The following is an 18734-nucleotide window of genomic DNA, read 5'->3' as shown; positions in this document are numbered from 1 at the left end:
TTCCAAATTCCCAACGAAAAAAATGCCAGTCAGCTCTTAACTGACTGGCATTGCGGTGACGGGGCTTTTTTGTGGGCAATGCAGAACGGGTACAACGCTATTAATTACATAGCTGCTTGCGCTTATTTCATAAGACTTTTTAGGCTTAAAACCCTCAAAGCCCTGCAAATAAAGCGTAATCAGCTCTCTTTTTCATAGCACTCCTGTGACTGCGCGGCCCTGAGTTTCTGGTGGGCAGCCAGGGGCGCATAGCCATGCGCCCCGGCCGCAAGCCGCCTCAGTCAGCCTGCTTGCGCAGGAACGCGGGGATTTCCAGATCGTCCATGCCACCGGACGACAGCGCGTCCACACGGGCTGCGGCCTGGGTGCGGTTGGTACGCCACACGCTGGGCACCGACATGCTGCCGTAGTCCGCCGCCTGTGCACCACCGGCCACGCCGACCGCGCTGCCCACCGCGCCCATGGCACCGGCCACAGGCATCTGGTAGGCGATGTTGTCCGTGCCGGTACGCAGGCCGCCCTGCACCACCGAGATAGGCTGGCGACGCGCGTTGGGGCGCGACAGACCCGTGGCCACCACCGTGACGCGGATCTCATCGCCCAGGCTGTCGTCGTAGGCAGCGCCGTAGATGACATGCGCGTCGGGCGAAGCGTAGGCGTTGATGGTGCTCATGGCCAGGCGCGACTCGGATAGCTTGAGGCTGCCCTTGGCGGCCGTCACCAGCACCAGCACGCCCTTGGCGCCCGAGAGGTCGATGCCTTCCAGCAGTGGGCAGGCCACGGCCTGTTCCGCGGCAATACGGGCGCGGTCAGGACCGCTGGCGGTGGCAGTGCCCATCATGGCCTTGCCGGGCTCGCCCATCACGGTGCGCACGTCTTCAAAGTCGACGTTCACATGGCCGTACTCGTTGATGATTTCGGCAATGCCGCCCACGGCGTTCTTGAGCACATCGTTGGCGTGGGCAAAGGCTTCGTCCTGGGTGATGTCGTCGCCCAGCACTTCCAGCAGCTTTTCGTTCAGCACCACGATCAGCGAATCAACGTTGGCTTCCAGCTCGGCCAGGCCGTTGTCGGCGTTTTGCATGCGACGGCCACCTTCCCAGTCGAAAGGCTTGGTCACCACGCCCACCGTGAGGATGCCCATCTCCTTGGCCACGCGAGCGATCACAGGGGCTGCGCCCGTGCCCGTGCCGCCGCCCATACCAGCAGTGATGAACAGCATGTGCGCGCCATCAATGGCGGCGCGGATGTCTTCCACGGCCGCTTCTGCGGCATCACGGCCCTTGTCGGGCTTGCTGCCAGCGCCCAGGCCGCTGCCGCCGAGCTGGATGATGCGGTGGGCCGAGCTGCGGGTCAGGGCCTGGGCGTCGGTGTTGGCGCAAACGAATTCCACGCCCTGCACGCTGCGGGCAATCATGTGCTCAACGGCGTTGCTGCCGCCACCGCCCACGCCGATCACCTTGATCTGGGTGCCCTGGTTGAATTCTTCGGCTTCGATCATTTCGATGGACATCTGGGAGCTCCTGTTTCTTTACGGGTATGGATTTGCCAATGAATGAATGGGGTCAACTTCGCGGGGGGTGAGCCTGGCGGTCCGGTACATCGCCATCGCTCACGGTGGCGCAGGTGGGGACTTTCCCGGGCGAGGGTCGTGGGGAAGTGCTGCATCAGAAATTCCCCACGATGAAGTCTTTGAAACGGCCAAACGCGGTCTTCACAGAGCCGCTCTTTTGCGCAACCTTGAAGCCGCGCAGCCGGGCCAGGCGGGCCTCTTCGAGCAGGCCCATCACGGTGGCAGCACGGGGCTGGGCCACCATGTCGGCCAGTGCGCTGGAATACTTGGGCATGCCACGGCGCACGGGCTTGAGGAAGATATCTTCGCCCAGCTCGATCATGCCGGGCATCACAGAACTGCCGCCAGTGAGAACAATGCCCGAAGACAGCACTTCTTCGTAGCCCGACTCGCGCACCACCTGCTGCACCAGCGAGAAGATTTCTTCGACACGCGGCTCGATCACACCGGCCAGCGCCTGCTTGCTGAGCATGCGCGGGCTGCGGTCGCCCAGGCCGGGCACTTCCACCTGGGCTTCGGGGTCGGCCAGCAGTTGCTTGGCATAGCCGCTTTCGACCTTGATGTCTTCGGCGTCCTTCGTGGGCGTGCGCAGCGCCATGGCGATGTCGCTGGTGATGAGGTCGCCCGCAATCGGGATCACCGCCGTGTGGCGAATGGCACCGCCGGTGAAGATGGCCACATCGGTCGTGCCTGCACCAATGTCCACCACCACCACGCCCAGTTCGCGCTCGTCATCGGTCAGCACGGCCTGGCTGCTGGCCAGGGGGTTGAGCAACAGCTGCTCCACTTCCAGACCACAGCGGCGCACGCATTTGATGATGTTCTCGGCCGCGCTCTGGGCACCGGTCACGATGTGGATCTTGGCTTCCAGGCGGATGCCGCTCATGCCGATGGGCTCTTTCACGTCTTGCCCGTCAATCACAAACTCTTGTGGCTCTACCAGCAGCAAGCGCTGATCGCTGCTGATGTTGATGGCCTTGGCCGTCTCCACCACACGCGCCACGTCGGCCGCGGTGACTTCCTTGTCCTTTACGGCCACCATGCCGCTCGAATTGAGGCCACGGATATGGCTGCCGGTGATGCCGGTGTAGACGCGCTGGATCTTGCAGTCCGCCATCAGCTCGGCTTCTTTGAGCGCCTGCTGAATGCTCTGTACCGTGGCGTCGATGTTGACCACCACACCACGCTTGAGACCATTGCTGGGTGCCACACCCAGCCCGGCCAGCTTGAGCTCGCCACTGGGCAGGACTTCGGCGACCACGGCCATGACCTTGGCTGTGCCAATGTCCAGGCCCACCACCACGTCTTTGTATTCTCTTGCCATATCAGTTTCTGCCCTTCATGGTTCTTTTCTGCTGCGCATTGCCTCTGGCGTCACCGGCGCACGGCGGGGGTTGCTTCCACCCCAGCCGTGGTGGTCACCCCCCTCAGCTTCAACGCGTAGCCCCCAACATGTCTCAAATCTGCCGACTCCAGCGCATCCACCCGTCGCTGGTATTGCGCAGCCACCTGTGCCAGCGTGCGGGCAAAGCGGCGCGTGCGCTGCAGCAGCTCTTGCTCGTCACCACCGCCCAGTTGCACCACGGCGTTGTTCGCCAGCTTGGCGCGCCAGCCGCCGCGCCCGTTCAACTCCAGCTCCTCCAGCTCCAGCCCCATGGTTTTGAACACCGGAGCCACCACGCCGTACATGGCCAATACCTCTTGCGAACTGCCTTCGGGCCCTGACAGGCGCGGCAGGTCTTCCTGCTCGACATCGCCCACGTTCGCTTCAAATACTTCGCCCTGGCTGTTGACCAGCGCCGAGCCCGACTCCGGGCCCCAATACGCCACAGCGTCGTGCTCTTCCAGCTCTACATGCAGCAGGCCGGGGTATTCGCGGCGCACAGCCGCCTTGCGCACCCAGGGCACTTGCTCGAACGCCTCGCGCGCTGCACGCAAATCCACCGTGAAAAAGTTGCCCGCCAGCCTGGGCCCCACATTGGCCCGCAGGGTGACGGCGTTGTTATGCACCAAGTCTCCGTGCACCACGATGCGTGCAATCGCAAAGCCGGGGTAGCGCATCACCCACCAGGCACCCGCTGCCAGCACAAGCAGGGCGCAGCCCACAAACAGGACCGAGGCGGTCATGTTCATGAGCTTGACGTCCAGCGGTGCTGGCATGGCGGCGGTCATGGCTGAATGGCTCCTTCATGCCCGGCGGCAGAGTCCAGCGATGCGGTGGCCAGAATGCCCACGCACAGGTCTTCGTAGCTCAGCCCCGCAGCGCGGGCCGACATGGGCACCAGCGAGTGGCCGGTCATGCCGGGCGAGGTGTTGATTTCCAGCAGGAAGGGCTGGCGGTCGCTGGCGCGAATCATGATGTCGGCACGTGCCCAGCCCCGGCAACCCAGGGCGCGGAAGGCCTTTTCCACCAGACGCTGGATGGCGGCTTCCTCGTGCGCGGGCAGGCCGCTCGGGCAGTGGTACTGGGTGGTGTCGGTGAAGTACTTGTTCTGGTAGTCGTAGTTGCCCTCGGGCGCCACGATGCGGATCACCGGCAGTGCCTGGGCAGCAGCCCCCTCGCCCAGCACGGGGCAGGTGGTTTCATCGCCTTCGATGAACTGTTCGCACAGCACTTCGGGGTCGTATTGCGAAGCCAGCGCATACGCCTTGGCGCATTGCTCGGCCGAGGTGACCTTGGTCAGCCCGATGGTCGATCCCTCACGCGAGGGCTTGACGATCATGGGAGCGCCCAGGGCCTGCAGCGCCTGCTCGGTTTCCGCTGCGCTGGACACCAGACGCCAGTCGGGGGTGGACAGACCTTCAAAGCGCCAGATGCGCTTGGTCATGATCTTGTCGATGGCAATGCTGGACGCCATCACGCCAGGGCCGGTGTACGGAATACCCAGCAGCTCGAGCGCGCCCTGCACGGTGCCGTCTTCGCCGTGGCGGCCATGCAGCGCGATGAAACAGCGGGCGTAACCACCGCGCTTGAGTTCGATCAGATCGGTTTCCGAGGGGTCGAACGCATGGGCATCGACACCGCGCGAGCGCAGGGCCTGCAGCACGCCGGTGCCCGACATCAGCGAAACCTCCCGCTCTGCCGAGGAGCCGCCCATCAACACGGCCACCTTGCCCAGGGCCTTCACATCAACATTGGTATTCAATTGCGTCATTGCGCTTTCCCCGCAAGCGGTGCTAGCTCACTATTTTGTAGCAAATCGACCACCTTTCCGGGCACCAACCCTATGGAACCAGCGCCCATGCACATGACAACATCGCCATCGCGTGCGTTGTCGGCAATGGTCTGTGGCAGATCCGCCACGTTGTCCACAAAAAGCGGCTCCACGCGGCCCGCCACGCGCAGCGCGCGGGCGAGAGAACGCCCGTCCGCAGCCACCACCGGAGCCTCACCGGCGGCATACACCTCGGTCAGCAGCACCGCGTCGGCACTGCCAATCACCTTCACGAAATCCTCAAAGCAATCGCGTGTGCGGCTGTAACGGTGGGGCTGGAAGGCCAGCACCAGCCGGCGCCCAGGAAAGGCACCGCGCGCGGCGGCCAGCGTGGCGGCCATCTCGACCGGGTGGTGGCCGTAGTCGTCGATCACGGTGAACTGGCCGCCGTCCTTGGCGGGCAGGTTGCCATAGCTCTGGAAGCGCCGCCCCACGCCCTTGAATCCCGCCAGCGCGCGCTGCACGGCTTCGTCGGGAATGTTCAGCTCCACCGCAATGGCGATGGCCGACAAGGCATTGAGCACGTTGTGCTCGCCCGCCAGGTTGAGCACGATGTCCAGGTCTGGCAGCGTGACGCCGTTGCGCCGCTGCACCGTGAAATGCATTTGCCCGGCTTGGGCGCGCACGTTGACGGCACGCACCTGGGCGTCTTCCGAGAAGCCGTAGCTGGTCACCGGGCAGGTCACGTGGGGCAAGATCTCGCGCACCGCGGGGCTGTCCACGCACAGCACTGCGGTGCCATAGAACGGCATGCGGTGCAGAAAATCCACAAACGCACCCTTGAGCCGGCCAAAGTCATGGCCGTAGGTTTCCATGTGGTCGGCGTCGATGTTGGTCACCACCGCCATCACCGGCAGCAGGTTCAGGAACGAGGCGTCGGACTCGTCCGCCTCCACCACGATGTAGTCACCGCTGCCCAGCTTGGCATTGGCGCCCGCGCTGTTGAGCTTGCCGCCAATCACGAAGGTCGGGTCCAGCCCCGCCTCGGCCAGCACGCTGGTCACCAGGCTGGTGGTGGTGGTCTTGCCATGGGTGCCTGCGATGGCAATGCCCTGCTTCAGGCGCATCAGCTCGGCCAGCATGAGAGCGCGGGGCACCACAGGAATCTTCTTGGCGCGTGCCGCTAGCACCTCGGGGTTGTCAGCGGTGACGGCGGTGGAGGTCACCACGGCGTCGGCACCATCGATGTGCTCCGCGGCGTGGCCCAGGCAGGTCTTGATGCCCAGGCCCTGCAGGCGGCGCAGCGTGGCGCTGTCGGCCAGGTCTGAACCCGAAATGCGGTAACCCAGGTTGAACAGCACTTCGGCAATGCCGCTCATGCCCGCACCGCCCAGGCCTACGAAGTGGATATGGCGAATAGCGTGTTTCATAGAGCCTGTCCAAAGTCTTTTCGTGGTGCCCGCAAGGCATCAAAAGGCTGCAATCGAGGCGCGCGCCGCAGGCCATGCTGGTGGCCTGGACAAGACGCGCAACGACGAGTGCGGCCTTTTGCTGCGTTGCCCGAAGGGTTGCCCCGCAAAGGGGGCATCTGCGGCGTTGCCCATCCTCGCCGCACTCCAGTGCGGCTTGCGGTGTGCGCCTTGCACCTACCCCCTTTGCGGGGCAACGGACACCACGAAAAGACTTTGGACAGGCTCATGCCAACTCCTCGCACGCGGCCACCACTTCGCGGGTGGCATTGATTTTTTGCATGTTTTTGGCCTTCTCGGCAATCTCTACAAGCGCTGGGCGCTCTGAATTCAATAGCATTTTGGCCAACCCCTCGGGGGTCAGGTCGCTTTGCTGCACCAGCCAGCCGCCGCCCGCGCCCACCAGAAACTGCGCGTTGGTGGTCTGGTGGTCGTCTACCGCCGAAGGGAATGGCACAAAGATGGCCGCGGCACCCACGGCGGCAATTTCGGTCACGGTGCTGGCCCCGGCACGGCAGACGATGATGTCGGCGTGGGCAAACGCACTGGCCGTGTCTTCGATGAACGGAGTCAACTCGGCCTGCACGCCAGCGGCCTCGTAGTTGGCGCGCAAGGCATCGATCTGCGTGGCCCCGCTTTGGTGGATGACCACGGGGCGTTGCTCGGGCGGAATCAGGGCCAGCGCCTGGGGCACGATCTCGTTGAGCGCCCGGGCGCCCAGGCTGCCGCCCACCACCAGCAGCCGCAGCGGGCCGGTGCGGCCTGCAAAACGCTCTGCAGGTGCCGCTTGGCGCGTGAACGCCGCGCGCAGCGGGTTGCCCACCCACTGGGCCTTCTTGAACACGTTGGGGAAGGCGGTGAATACCCGGTCGGCCACGCCCGCCAGCACCTTGTTGGCCATGCCCGCCACAGAGTTCTGCTCGTGCAGCACCAGCGGCTTGCCCCACAGCACGCCCATCATCCCGCCCGGGAAGGTGATGTAGCCGCCCAGGCCCACCACCACATCGGGCTTGACGCGGCGCACGACCTGCAATGCCTGCCAGAACGCACGCAGCAGGCGCAGCGGCAGCAAGGCCAGCGTGACCAGGCCCTTGCCGCGCACGCCGGAAAAATCGATCAGCTCCAGCGCAAAGCCGTGCTGGGGCACGATGCGCGATTCCATGCTGCCGGGCGCACCCAGCCAGTGCACTCGCCAGCCGCGCGCACGCAGTTCTTCGGCTACGGCAAGGCCTGGGAAGATGTGGCCGCCAGTGCCGCCGGCCATGATGAGAGCAGTCTTCTGGCTCATACGCGACCTCCGCGCATGGGCTGCTGCGCAGCCCGCATTGCTGGTGCAATGCAGCGCATATTTTTAAGAAACAAGCTGCTCATACGCGGCCTCCGTGCATCGAATGCTTCGCATTCGGCAGCGCTGACGCGCTGCAGTTGCTTGCTTTGATGAAACAAACTCCTCATACGCGGCCTCCGCGCATGAGCAGCTTGTTTTCATAGTCCACTCGCATCACGATGGCCAGGGCCACCAGGTTGAGCAGGATGGCCGAGCCGCCGAAACTCATCAACGGCAAGGTCAGCCCCTTGGTGGGCAAGGCGCCCAGGTTCACGCCCATGTTGATGAAGGCCTGAAAGCCGATCCAGATGGCTACGCCCTGCGCGACCAGACCCGAGAAGACACGGTCCAGGGCAATGGCTTGGCGGCCAATGTGCATGATGCGGCGCGTCATCCAGAGGAACAGGACGATGAGCGTGATCACGCCCACCAGGCCAAACTCCTCGCCGATCACGGCCAGCAAAAAGTCGGTGTGTGCTTCGGGCAGCCAGTGCAGCTTTTCCACACTGCCGCCCAGCCCCACGCCAAAAATCTCGCCGCGCCCGATGGCAATCAGCGAGTGCGACAGCTGGTAGCCCTTGCCCAAGGCGTGCTGTTCGCTGAACGGATCGAGGTACGCAAACACGCGCTCACGCCGCCAGGGGGAACTGGCAATCATCAAGGCGAAGGCCCCCACCAGCACGCCAGCAATCAGGAAGAACATGCGGGCGTTGACGCCCCCCAGAAACAGGATGCCCATGGCAATCACCGCCACCACCATGAAGGCGCCCATGTCGGGCTCGGCCAGCAGCAGTACGCCCACGATGGCCACCGCAGCGCCCATGGGGAGCACGGCGCGGAAGAAGCGCTCCTTCACTTCCATCTTGCGCACCATGTAATCGGCGGCGTAGATCAGCACGGCCAGCTTGGCCACCTCGGAAGGCTGAAAGCCAATGGGGCCGATGGACAGCCAGCGACGGGCACCGTTCACCACCTTGCCCACACCTGGGATGAGTACCGCCACCAGCAACAGCAACGCGCCCACAAACAGCCAGGGCGCCAGGCGCTCCCACACCTTCATGGGCACCTGAAAAGCCAGCAGCGCCGCCACAAAACCAAACACCAGGTACATCATGTGCCGGGTGAGGAAATGGGTGGGGGCGTAGTTGGCAAAGCGCGGATTGTCTGGCAACGCAATCGAGGCCGAATACACCATCACCAGCCCCCAGGCCAGCAATGCCACCACCACCCACATCAGCGCCTGGTCATAGCCCAGCACGCTGGCAGGCGTGGTGGTGGACTGGCGGTACTCCGTGCCGCCCACGCGCACGGGCAGCACATCGCCGGCCTTGCCGGTCAGGCTGCCAAACCAGCCGCCCACGCGCGACAGCCAGCCTGTGCCGGATTCAGGGGATGTGTCGGCGGATGCGGACATCACTCGCCCTCCAGGGTTTGCCCTGCGTCCTGCGCCAGGCTGCGCACGGTGTCGCAGAACACATGCGCGCGGTGTTCGTAGTCTTTGAACATGTCAAAGCTGGCGCAGGCAGGGGACATCAGCACTGCATCGCCCGCGTGCGCACGCTGCGTGGCCAGGGCCACGGCCTGGGGCAGGTCGGGCGCATCGATCAAGGCTACGCCCGTGTCGGACAAGGCGCTGCGGATCTGCGGGGCATCGCGGCCGATGAGTACCACGGCACGCGCGTAGCGCGCCACGGGCGTCGCCAGGGGCGAAAAATCCTGCCCCTTGCCTTCCCCACCCAGAATGAGGACGATGCGGCGGTCTGCTCCCAGGCCCGTCAATGCGGCCACTGTGGCGCCCACGTTCGTGCCCTTGCTGTCGTCAAAATATTCCACGCCATTGACCAACGCCACAGGCTCCACGCGGTGCGGCTCGCCGCGGTATTCGCGCAGGCCGTACAGCATGGGCGCCAGCGGACAGCCAGCGGCAGAGGCCAACGCCAGGGCAGCGAGGGCATTGGTGGCGTTGTGCCGACCGCGAATGCGCAGGGCATCGGCAGGCATGAGGCGCTGGATGTGCAGTTCTTCTTCCACCTCGCTGCGGCTGCGCTTGCGGGTTTCGTCGGCTTCCAGCGCGCGCACCAGCCAGGGCATGCCGTTGACGATTTCAATCCCAAAATCGCCCGGCCGGCGCGGCATGTCGGCACCAAAGGTGATGTGTTCGCGCTGCTGCGGCTTCTGGAGCTTCACCCGCACGGGCGGCGGCAGCATCTGCATCACCTCGGGGTCTTCGCGGTTGAGCACCATGAGGCCCGTCTGGCCAAAAATGCGGGCCTTGGCCGCAGCATAGGCGTTGATGTCACCGTGCCAGTCGAGGTGGTCCTGCGTGATGTTCAGCACCGTGGCGGCCGTAGGCTCAAAGCCAGCCACGCCATCGAGCTGGAAGCTGGACAGCTCCAGCACCCAGGCCTGGGGCAATGTGTCCGCGTCGATATGACCTGCCAGGGTGTCGAGCAGTGTGGGGCCAATATTGCCAGCCACTGCCACGGTTTTGCCAGCACGCTCCACCAGTTGCCCGGTGAGCGATGTGACCGTGGTTTTGCCGTTGGTTCCGGTGATGGCCAGCACGCACGGTGCGTAGCCATGCTGGCTGCGCAGGTAGGCCAGCGCTGCAGCGTACAAGGTCAACTCGCTGCCCGTGACCAGGCCAATCGCCTGGGCTGCCTGGAACACCGGGGCAAACGTGGCCGGGCTCAGGCCAGGAGAACGGTACACCGCATGCAGGCTCTTTCCATCGACCAGCGATGCATCGAAGGGCCCCGCCACAAACCGCACCTGCGGCAGCTCTTGCTGCAGCAAAGCCAGTTGCGGGGGCGCTTCGCGCGTGTCGGCCACCGTGACCTGGGCGCCGCAGCGCACGCACCAGCGGGCCATGGCCAGGCCCGAAGCGCCCAGGCCCAGCACCAGCACGTTCTGGCCTTGCATGGAGGCCATGCCTTCGCCGGGACGCCCCTGAGGCTCCAGTTCAGCGGGCTGCGCTTCAGCCACAGGAAGGGCATTGACCACGGGTGCCGCGGCGCCCTCAGCCACATCGCTCGCGCGGACCTCGGCAAAAATCTGGGCGACAAAATCGGCAGCGGCCTTGGCCGCAGAAACAGCGGGCGCCACGTAGTTGTCAAGCACCGCCATACTGGGCGTGGGCTCCGCTACAGGCTCGGTACCTTCTGCAGAAGACTCACCCGCGCCGGGCAGCAGATTATCGGACGCGGCCGGGTCCGCTGCAGGTTGTTCATCAGGTGCATCCGCCATGGCGCACTCTGCTGCGGGCATTTCTTGACGTTCCAACGCAGCGTCCTCCAGCCCGGTGGGCGCAGCCGTGCCCGGCACTTCGGCACCGTGGTTCAGAGAAGAGGAATCCAGCGTATTCATCGCAGTTTCAGCGTAGACAGGCCGATGAGGCACAGCAGCATGGTGATGATCCAGAAGCGGATGACCACTTGCGTTTCTTTCCAGCCACTCTTTTCAAAGTGGTGGTGCAGCGGCGCCATCTTGAGCAGGCGACGGCCTTCGCCGTAGCGCTTTTTCGTGTACTTGAACCAAGTCACCTGCAGCATCACGGACAGAGCTTCCACCACGAAGATGCCGCCCATGATGGCCAGCACGATTTCCTGGCGCACGATGACGGCGATGGTGCCCAGCGCGCCGCCCAGCGCCAAGGCGCCCACGTCACCCATGAAGACCTGTGCCGGGTGGGCGTTGAACCACAGAAAGGCCAGCCCGGCCCCGGCCATGGCCGCGCAGAAGATCAACAACTCGCCCGAGCCAGGGATGTGCGGGAAGAACAGGTACTTGGAGTACACCGAGCTGCCGGTGACGTAGGCAAACACGCCCAGGGCCGAGCCCACCATCACCACCGGCATGATGGCCAGGCCATCGAGTCCGTCGGTGAGGTTGACGGCATTGCTGGAGCCCACGATGACCAGGTAGGTCAGGATGACGAAGCCCAGCACGCCCAGTGGGTAGCTCACCTCTTTGAAGAAGGGCAGTTGCAAGCCAGCCTTGGGCGGCAAATCGAGCGAGAAGCCCGACTGCACCCAGCTCACGAACAGCTCCAGCACCTTGGCATTGGAGCTTTCCGAAATGCTGAACGCCAGGTACAGGGCCGCCACGAGCCCGATCACCGACTGCCAGAAATACTTCTCGCGCGAGCGCATGCCTTCGGGGTCTTTGTTGACGACCTTGCGCCAGTCATCCACCCACCCAATGGCACCAAAGCCCAACGTGACAATGAGCACGATCCAGACAAAACGGTTGGACAGGTCAAACCACAACAAGGTGGAGATCGCAATCGACAACAGAATCAGCACCCCGCCCATGGTGGGCGTGCCGCTTTTGGACAGGTGCGACTGCATGCCGTAGCCCCGAATGGGCTGGCCGATCTTGAGCGCCGTGAGCACACGGATCACCTTCGGGCCCGCCACCAGCCCGATCAGCAGCGCTGTCATCGCCGCCATCACGGCGCGGAAGGTGAGGTACTGGAAGACCCGGAAAAAGCCGAACTCGGGCGAGAGCCCCTGCAGCCATTGCGAAAGCATCAGTAGCATGCGAATCCTCCCTGCACCGTGACCTGGTTCATTGCCTGAGTCATCACTGCACGCCCCCCGCACCTGCTGCGGCGGGCTGTTGTTGTTCTTGTGCGGTGGCGACCATCGCCTCCACCACCTGTTCCATCTTCATGAACCGGGATCCCTTCACCAGCACGCTGCCCACCTGGGGCAGCGCCTTGCGCACCGCTGCCTGCAGCGATGCCATGTCTTCAAAATGTTGTGCGGCCGGGCCACAAGCCGCAGCAGCGTGAGCCGACAGCGCACCCAGCGTGTAAACGTGCGAAATGCCTGCGCTGCGTGCGTGCTCACCGGCTTCTGCATGGAACGCTGGGCCCTGGTTGCCCACTTCGCCCATGTCGCCCATCACCAGCAACTGGGGGGCGGGCAGATCAGCCAGCACGTCGATCGCGGCGCGCATCGAATCGGGGTTGGCGTTGTAGCTGTCGTCCACCACGGTGATGCCGCGACCGCCGTGGGTGATTTGCAGGGCGCGCGAGCGGCCCTTGACGGGAACAAATGCTTCCAGCCCTTGCACCACCGCATCCAGCGGCGCGCCCGCCGCCAACGCACAAGCAGCGGCGGCCAAGGCGTTGACTACGTTATGGCGGCCTGCAATGTGCAGACGGAAGCGCGCAACGCCCGCCGGGGTGGCCATAGCAACGCTCCAGGCCCCTTGCTGCCAAAGAGCCTGCGTGCACTGCACATCGCCACCTTCCCCAAAGGTGATGCAGCGGCGCCCACCCGCCAACCGGCGCCACAGCGGTGTGTAGGTGTCTTGCGCCGGGAACACGGCCACCCCGTCGGCAGGCAGAGAGGCCAGCACAGAGCCGTTTTCTTCCGCCACCGCCTGCACGGTGTGCATGAACTCCAGGTGCTCGCGCTGGGCATTGTTGACCAGGGCCACCGTGGGGCGGGCCATGGCCGCGAGCGTGGCGATTTCGCCGGGGTGGTTCATGCCCAGTTCGATCACGGCGGCCTCGTGGGCGGCCGTGAGGCGCAGCAGCATCAGCGGCACGCCGATGTCGTTGTTGAAGTTGCCCTGCGTGGCAAAGGCCGCCTCGCCCTTCCAGGCACGCAGAATGGACGCAATCATCTGCGTGACGGTGGTCTTGCCGTTGCTACCCGTCACGCCGATCAGCGGCAAAGCAAACTGGGCGCGCCACCCTGCAGCCAAGGCGCCAAACGCAGCCAGGCTGTCTGGCACCTCAATGCCGGGCAGCCCCGCCACCGCGACGCCACCGTGCGCCAGGGCGGCTGCGGCGCCGCTGGCCTGGGCTTGGGGCAGGAAGGCGTTGGCGTCAAATCGCTCACCCTTGAGCGCGACAAACAGGTCGCCGGCTTGCAAGGTGCGGGTATCGGTGTGCACACGGGCCAGGGGCGTGGCGCCATCACCCACCAGGTGGGCGCTGGGGATGCGCTGGAGGACAAAGCCCAGGGCCTGTTGAAGGGTCATCATGCCCATGTGCTGCCTCCGCGGGCCTGCAGCGCTGCACGCGCCTGGGCCATGTCTGAAAACGGGCGGCGCACGCCCGCCACCTCTTGGTAATCCTCGTGCCCCTTGCCGGCAATCAGCACCACATCCGCAGGGTCGGCCTCGTTCAATGCCAGGGCGATGGCGGCGGCACGATCGGGCTCCACCCGCACGGTTTCGCCGGCAATCGTGCCCTGCAGGATCTGGTGCAGGATGTGGGCAGGGTCTTCGCTGCGCGGGTTGTCGCTGGTGGCCACCACCCAGTCGGCATGGTGCTGGGCGGCAGCGCCCATGAGCGGACGCTTGGTAGCATCACGATCACCCCCGCAGCCGAACACGCACCACAGTTGCCCACCGCGCTGCTGCGCCAGGGGGCGCAATGCTTGCAGGGCTTTTTCCAGAGCATCGGGCGTGTGGGCGTAGTCCACAGCCACCAGAGGCTGGCCGGGCAGCGCCAGTTGCTCCATGCGACCCGGCACAGGGCTGAGCTGTGCGCAGGCGTGCACGGCATCCGCCAGCGGCACCCCCAGGCTGCGCAGCGTGGCCACCACGCCCAGCAGATTGAGCACGTTGTAATGGCCCACCACGCGGGATTGCAGCAGGTGCTGCTCCGCCCCTTCGACCACCAGCCACTGCAGGCCTTGCGTACCGGCGGCAATGTCACGTGCGGCAATGCGTGCTTCGCCCGCAGCAGACACACTCCACACGTCCAAAGCACTGGCACCGCTGCGCTGAAGCAGCTCAGCGTGCAACTGCGCCCCGTGGGGGTCGTCGATGTTCACTACTGCGGTGCGCAACCCAGGCCAGTCGAACAAGGCCCGTTTGGCCAGCCAGTAGTCGGCCATGGAGCCGTGGTAGTCCAGATGGTCCTGCGTGAAGTTGGTGAACACGCCCACGCGGATCTGGGTGCCCGCCAGGCGGTGCTCGGCCAAGCCAATGGATGACGCTTCGATCGCACAGGCTGCCAAGCCTTGGTCGGCAAACTGGCGGAAGGCCCGGTGCAGGCGCACGGGGTCGGGAGTGGTCATGCCAGTGGTGAGCAGAGAGGGCGGAACACCCACACCCAAAGTACCCACTACCGCACAACCAGCAAGCGCAGGCAGCTCATTTTTTGATAGCAAATTCAAGGCTTCCGCCAACCACCAGGTGCTGCTGGTCTTGCCATTGGTGCCCGTCACGGCCAGCACCTGCAGGGCGTGGGACGGGTCATGAAACCATTGGGATGCCATCTCGCCCGTGGCGGCCTTGAGTCCAGCAAACGCGGCGATGGGCGCAGCTGCCGGAAAGACAAAGTCCTGCACGCCCTGGGCTTCGACCAAGCAGGCCGCAGCACCGCGCTGAAGCGCATCTGCCACATGGGCGCGGCCATCGGTGGCAGCACCGGGCCAGGCGATGAAGCCGTCTCCCGGCTGCACACTGCGGCTGTCCGTCTGCAAAGTACCCGTGACGCGCGCGCGCAGCCACGCCACGGCTTCAGCCGCCTGGTGCAGGGTGGTCAAGGGGGCTGTCACAGCGACTCCTCCACCGGGTTGGCCACGATCTGGGGTTTGACGGCCATGTCGGGCTGCACATTCATCATGCGCAGGGTTTGCTGCACCACCTCGCTGAACACCGGGGCGGCCACCAGGCCGCCGTAGACCTGCCCTGCGCTGGGCTCATCCACCATCACGGCCACGATGATGCGGGGCTTGTCAACAGGAGCCAAGCCGGTGAACCATGCACGGTATTTGCCGGCGGCGTAGCTCTTGCCCACCTGTTTGCGGGCCGTGCCTGACTTGCCACCCACCGAGTACCCCACCGTCTGGGCCTTCTGGCCCGTGCCGCCGGGGCCTGCCGCCATCTGCAGCATCTTGCGCACCTGGTCAGCGGTGCGCTCAGAAAAAACGGGCACGCCCACAGCGGGCTCATCGGTCTTGAGCAGCGTGGCAGGGATGACGCGGCCGCCGTTGGCGAACACGGTGTACGAGCGGGCCATCTGGAACAGGCTGGCCGACAGGCCGTAGCCGTAGGACATGGTGGCCTGCTCCACCGGGCGCCAGGTTTTGTAGGGGCGCAAGCGCCCGCTGATCGCGCCAGGGAAACCGATTTGCGGCTTCTGCCCAAAGCCAGCGGCCGAGAAGGTTTCCCACATCTCTTTGGCGGGCATTTGCATGGCGAGCTTGGTGGTGCCCACGTTGCTGGACTTCTGGATCACGCCTTCAACGGTGAGCGCGCCGTAGTTGTGCGTATCGGAAATGGTGGAGCCAGTGATGTTGATGCGCCCTGGGGAGGTGTCGATCACGGTTTCAGGCTTGACGCGGCCAGACTCCAGCGCCAGACCAATCGTGAAGGGCTTCATGGTCGAGCCGGGCTCGAACACGTCGGTGAGCGCGCGGTTGCGCAGCTGCTCGCCGGTCAGGTTCTGGCGCTTGTCGGGCACGTAGCTGGGGTAGTTGGCCAGGGCCAGCAGCTCGCCGGTGTGAGCGTCCATCACCACCACGCTGCCCGCCTTGGCCTTGTGCAGGGCCACCTGGTCGCGCAATTTTTGGTAGGCAAAGAACTGCACCTTGCTGTCGATGGACAGCTGCATGTCTTTTCCGTCGATCGGGGGAATGGTCTCGCCCACGCCCTCGACCACGCGGCCCAGGCGGTCCTTGATCACGCGGCGCGAACCAGGCTTGCCGGCCAACTGGCTGTTGAAGGCCAGCTCCATCCCTTCCTGCCCTTTGTCCTCTACATTGGTGAAACCCACGATGTGAGCCGCCGACTCGCCCTCGGGGTACTGGCGCTTGTATTCCTTGCGCTGGTAGATGCCCTTGATGTCGAGTGCCGCAATCTTCTGGCCCACATCCCAGTCCAGCTGGCGCTTCACCCACACAAAGGTCTTGTCTTCGTCAGAGAGCTTGGCCATCAGGTCGGCAAACGGCATCTCCATCAGCTTGGCCAGCTGGCGCAGCTTGGCCTTGACCTCGGGCTTTTCGTGCTCCACGTCTTCAGGAATCGCCCAGATGCTGGCGGCCGGCACGCTCGACGCCAGGATGAGCCCGTTGCGATCCAGAATCTTGCCGCGGTTGGCGGGCAGCTCCAGCGTGCGGGCAAAGCGCACCTCGCCTTGCCGCTGAAAGAAATCATTGCCGAACACCTGCACATACGCAGCGCGGGCACCCAGGCCCACAAAGCCCAGTCCGATCATCGCCACGATGAACTTACTGCGCCAGACGGGCGTCTTGCTCGCCAGCAATGGGCTGGAGGTGTAGAGCACGCTGCGGCTCATCGCGCGCCCTCCCCAGGTTTTGCCTTCGCGCTGGCAGCTGCTGCCTCTGCCCCTGCCGGGTCACTCACATACTGCGTGATGGCCGGCGTGGCCGTGCGCATGTTCAGCTGGGCGCGGGCCATCTTTTCCACGCGCAGTGGCGTCGCTTGCGCGCGCTTTTCCACCTGCAGCCGCTGGTGCTCTGTATCCAGGCGACGCGCCTCAGCCACCGCACGATCCAGCTCGGTGAACAGGCGGCGCGACTGGTACTGCGTGTGCACCAGATACAGGGCACTCACCAGCACCGCCAGCAACAACACCAGGTTCAGGCGCGCCATGGGGCCTCCTGAACGCGGCGCACGCGCACGCTCTCACCGCCCCCCACAGGGGCGGCGGCGTACAGCGGTGCGCCATGCAAGATCATGCATCCGTCCTTTGCGCGACGCGCATGATGGCGCTGCGTGAGCGGGGGTTGGCCGCCACTTCTTGCTCGCTGGGCTTGATGCGATCCAGCGCGATGAGCTTCATGGCTTGCGGCACAGCAAACGGCGCACGGCGGTCAAACACCTCTTTGGAATGCTTGGCGATGAACTGCTTGACGATGCGGTCTTCCAAAGAATGGAAGCTGATGACCACCAGCCGCCCGCCCGGACGCAGCACCGTCAGGCTGGCGTCTAGGGCCTGCTGCAACTCTTCAAGCTCAGCGTTGATGAAAATCCGTAAAGCCTGAAATGTGCGCGTTGCAGGGTTCTGGCCCGCCTCGCGGGTCTTGACCGCGCCAGCCACGAGATCGGCAAGCTCGGAGGTGGTGGCAAGGGGGCCCCGTTCCTCGCGCCGAGCAACAATCGCCTTTGCAATGGGGCCAGCAAACCGTTCTTCACCGTATTCACGTATCACCTCCGCAATCTGCCCGACTTCGGCCGTGGCCAGCCACTCGGCCACGCTTTCGCCGCGCGTGGTATCCATGCGCATGTCCAGCGGGCCATCGAAACGGAAACTAAAACCCCGCTCGGGGCTGTCGATCTGGGGTGAACTCACCCCAATGTCCATCAGCACGCCCGAGGCACTGCCCGCAGGCAACTCGCCCAGATGGCGAAAACCTTCGTGCCGAATGGAAAAACGCGCATCGGTGATGCGCGCTGCCTCCTGAATGGCTTCGGGGTCTTTGTCGAATGTGACGAGATTCCCCTGCGGCCCCAGCCTCTGCAGGATCAGCCTGGAATGCCCCCCTCGCCCGAAGGTGGCATCCACCCAGGTACCGGAAGGCTCAGGGCCAGCATTGCCCAGCAAGGCATCGACTGCCTCATGCAGCAAAACCGTGGTGTGTTGAAGAGATGGGGTCACCGCGGCCTCAGAAAGAAAAATCCTTGAAGGCATCGGGCATTTCGCCTTGCATGGCTTGTGCCTCCTGCTCGTCGTACGTGGCCTTGTCCCACAGTTCAAAGTGGTTGCCCATGCCCAGCAGCACGGCCTCTTTGGTCAGGCCTGCAGCTGCGCGCAGTTCTGGGGAGATCAACACACGGCCCGTTCCATCCATGTCCACATCCATGGCGTTGCCTAAAAAGATGCGTTTCCACCACTGGGCGGACATGGGAAGCTGCGCCAGGCGCTCGCGGAACTTCTCCCACTCGGGGCGCGGGAACACCATCAGACAACCGTGCGGGTGCTTGGTGATGGTGAGCTGGCTGGATGCCGTCGCCGCCAGGACGTCACGATGCCGGGTCGGCACGGAAAGCCGACCCTTCGCATCGAGACTGAGCGATGAGGCACCTTGGAACACGGATGGATTTCCCAGCTTGGTGGACCGCCAGACGCTCCGCGAATCGGAGCAAATGGCACTTTCCCCCACTTATTTGCACTTTTTTCCACTGTAGCAGGAAAACCATCTTGATCAATAGGGTCGCTACAAAGTTTTTCAATGAAATCAATGACTTAGCGCCGAATTGCAAGGTAACCAGGCGAG

14 protein-coding genes and 2 pseudogenes are annotated in these 18734 nt (G+C 64.5%); 1 reads left to right on the top strand and 15 read right to left on the bottom strand.

Annotation, left to right across the window (positions count from 1 at the left end; genetic code table 11):
• The coding region (locus AADJ04_RS00520; protein ID WP_341238384.1) for a hypothetical protein at positions 1 to 198 on the top strand (198 nt) is incomplete at its 5' end.
• Positions 199 to 277: 79 nt separating this feature from the next.
• Here AADJ04_RS00520 and ftsZ read toward each other — a convergent pair.
• The 15 genes and pseudogenes from ftsZ to mraZ form a co-directional block, all read right to left on the bottom strand.
• On the bottom strand, positions 278 to 1513 hold the full coding sequence (gene ftsZ / locus AADJ04_RS00515; protein WP_044397677.1) for a cell division protein FtsZ: 1236 nt from the start codon (positions 1511 to 1513) through the stop codon (positions 278 to 280).
• Positions 1514 to 1667: 154 nt separating this feature from the next.
• Positions 1668 to 2897: a cell division protein FtsA gene (ftsA, locus tag AADJ04_RS00510; protein ID WP_066691430.1), complete on the bottom strand. Its 1230-nt coding sequence runs from the start codon at positions 2895 to 2897 to the stop codon at positions 1668 to 1670.
• Between the two features lie 50 nt (positions 2898 to 2947).
• Positions 2948 to 3745, bottom strand: a complete 798-nt coding sequence (locus AADJ04_RS00505) for a cell division protein FtsQ/DivIB (RefSeq protein WP_142082073.1) — start codon at positions 3743 to 3745, stop codon at positions 2948 to 2950.
• Positions 3742 to 4728 (bottom strand): D-alanine--D-alanine ligase, encoded by a 987-nt coding sequence (locus tag AADJ04_RS00500; protein WP_066691432.1) that lies wholly within the window; start codon positions 4726 to 4728, stop codon positions 3742 to 3744. Before AADJ04_RS00500 ends, AADJ04_RS00505 begins: the two co-directional genes overlap by 4 nt.
• A complete protein-coding gene (gene murC, locus AADJ04_RS00495; protein WP_198846756.1) occupies positions 4725 to 6158 on the bottom strand; it encodes a UDP-N-acetylmuramate--L-alanine ligase in 1434 nt (477 codons plus the stop codon). Before murC ends, AADJ04_RS00500 begins: the two co-directional genes overlap by 4 nt.
• 265 nt (positions 6159 to 6423) lie before the next feature.
• Positions 6424 to 7485, bottom strand: coding sequence for an undecaprenyldiphospho-muramoylpentapeptide beta-N-acetylglucosaminyltransferase (gene murG, locus AADJ04_RS00490; protein ID WP_341238383.1), 1062 nt, complete (start codon positions 7483 to 7485; stop codon positions 6424 to 6426).
• Between the two features lie 163 nt (positions 7486 to 7648).
• Positions 7649 to 8938, bottom strand: coding sequence for a putative lipid II flippase FtsW (gene ftsW, locus AADJ04_RS00485; protein ID WP_341238382.1), 1290 nt, complete (start codon positions 8936 to 8938; stop codon positions 7649 to 7651).
• Positions 8938 to 10650, bottom strand: coding sequence for a UDP-N-acetylmuramoyl-L-alanine--D-glutamate ligase (gene murD, locus AADJ04_RS00480; RefSeq protein ID WP_341238386.1), 1713 nt, complete (start codon positions 10648 to 10650; stop codon positions 8938 to 8940). The genes ftsW and murD overlap by 1 nt, the downstream gene beginning before the upstream one ends.
• 236 nt (positions 10651 to 10886) lie before the next feature.
• A complete protein-coding gene (mraY, locus tag AADJ04_RS00475; RefSeq protein WP_044397692.1) occupies positions 10887 to 12065 on the bottom strand; it encodes a phospho-N-acetylmuramoyl-pentapeptide-transferase in 1179 nt (392 codons plus the stop codon).
• Between the two features lie 43 nt (positions 12066 to 12108).
• Complete coding sequence (murF, locus tag AADJ04_RS00470) at positions 12109 to 13530, bottom strand: UDP-N-acetylmuramoyl-tripeptide--D-alanyl-D-alanine ligase (protein ID WP_341238381.1); 1422 nt, start codon at positions 13528 to 13530, stop codon at positions 12109 to 12111.
• Positions 13521 to 15050 (bottom strand): UDP-N-acetylmuramoyl-L-alanyl-D-glutamate--2,6-diaminopimelate ligase, encoded by a 1530-nt coding sequence (locus tag AADJ04_RS00465; protein ID WP_341238380.1) that lies wholly within the window; start codon positions 15048 to 15050, stop codon positions 13521 to 13523. Before AADJ04_RS00465 ends, murF begins: the two co-directional genes overlap by 10 nt.
• Positions 15047 to 16808, bottom strand: a pseudogene (locus tag AADJ04_RS00460) (penicillin-binding protein 2). Before AADJ04_RS00460 ends, AADJ04_RS00465 begins: the two are co-directional and overlap by 4 nt.
• Before the next feature lie 10 nt (positions 16809 to 16818).
• A pseudogene (gene ftsL / locus AADJ04_RS00455) lies at positions 16819 to 17109 on the bottom strand (cell division protein FtsL); the annotation flags it as partial.
• An 82-nt stretch (positions 17110 to 17191) separates the two neighbouring features.
• Positions 17192 to 18115 carry a 16S rRNA (cytosine(1402)-N(4))-methyltransferase RsmH gene (gene rsmH / locus AADJ04_RS00450; RefSeq protein ID WP_341238379.1) on the bottom strand — a complete coding sequence of 308 codons (924 nt, stop codon included), beginning with the start codon at positions 18113 to 18115 and terminating at the stop codon, positions 17192 to 17194.
• A 7-nt stretch (positions 18116 to 18122) separates the two neighbouring features.
• The gene (mraZ, locus tag AADJ04_RS00445; RefSeq protein ID WP_044397702.1) at positions 18123 to 18551 is read right to left on the bottom strand and encodes a division/cell wall cluster transcriptional repressor MraZ; all 429 of its coding nucleotides are present in this window, start codon (positions 18549 to 18551) and stop codon (positions 18123 to 18125) included.
• Positions 18552 to 18734 lie beyond the last annotated feature (183 nt).

This window comes from uncultured Acidovorax sp. (assembly GCF_964021665.1).
In the GTDB taxonomy this organism is placed as follows: Bacteria; Pseudomonadota; Gammaproteobacteria; order Burkholderiales; family Burkholderiaceae_C; genus Acidovorax; species Acidovorax temperans.
The sequence above is the reverse complement of the archived record's forward strand: the minus strand, read 5'-3'. Positions and strand labels throughout refer to the sequence as shown.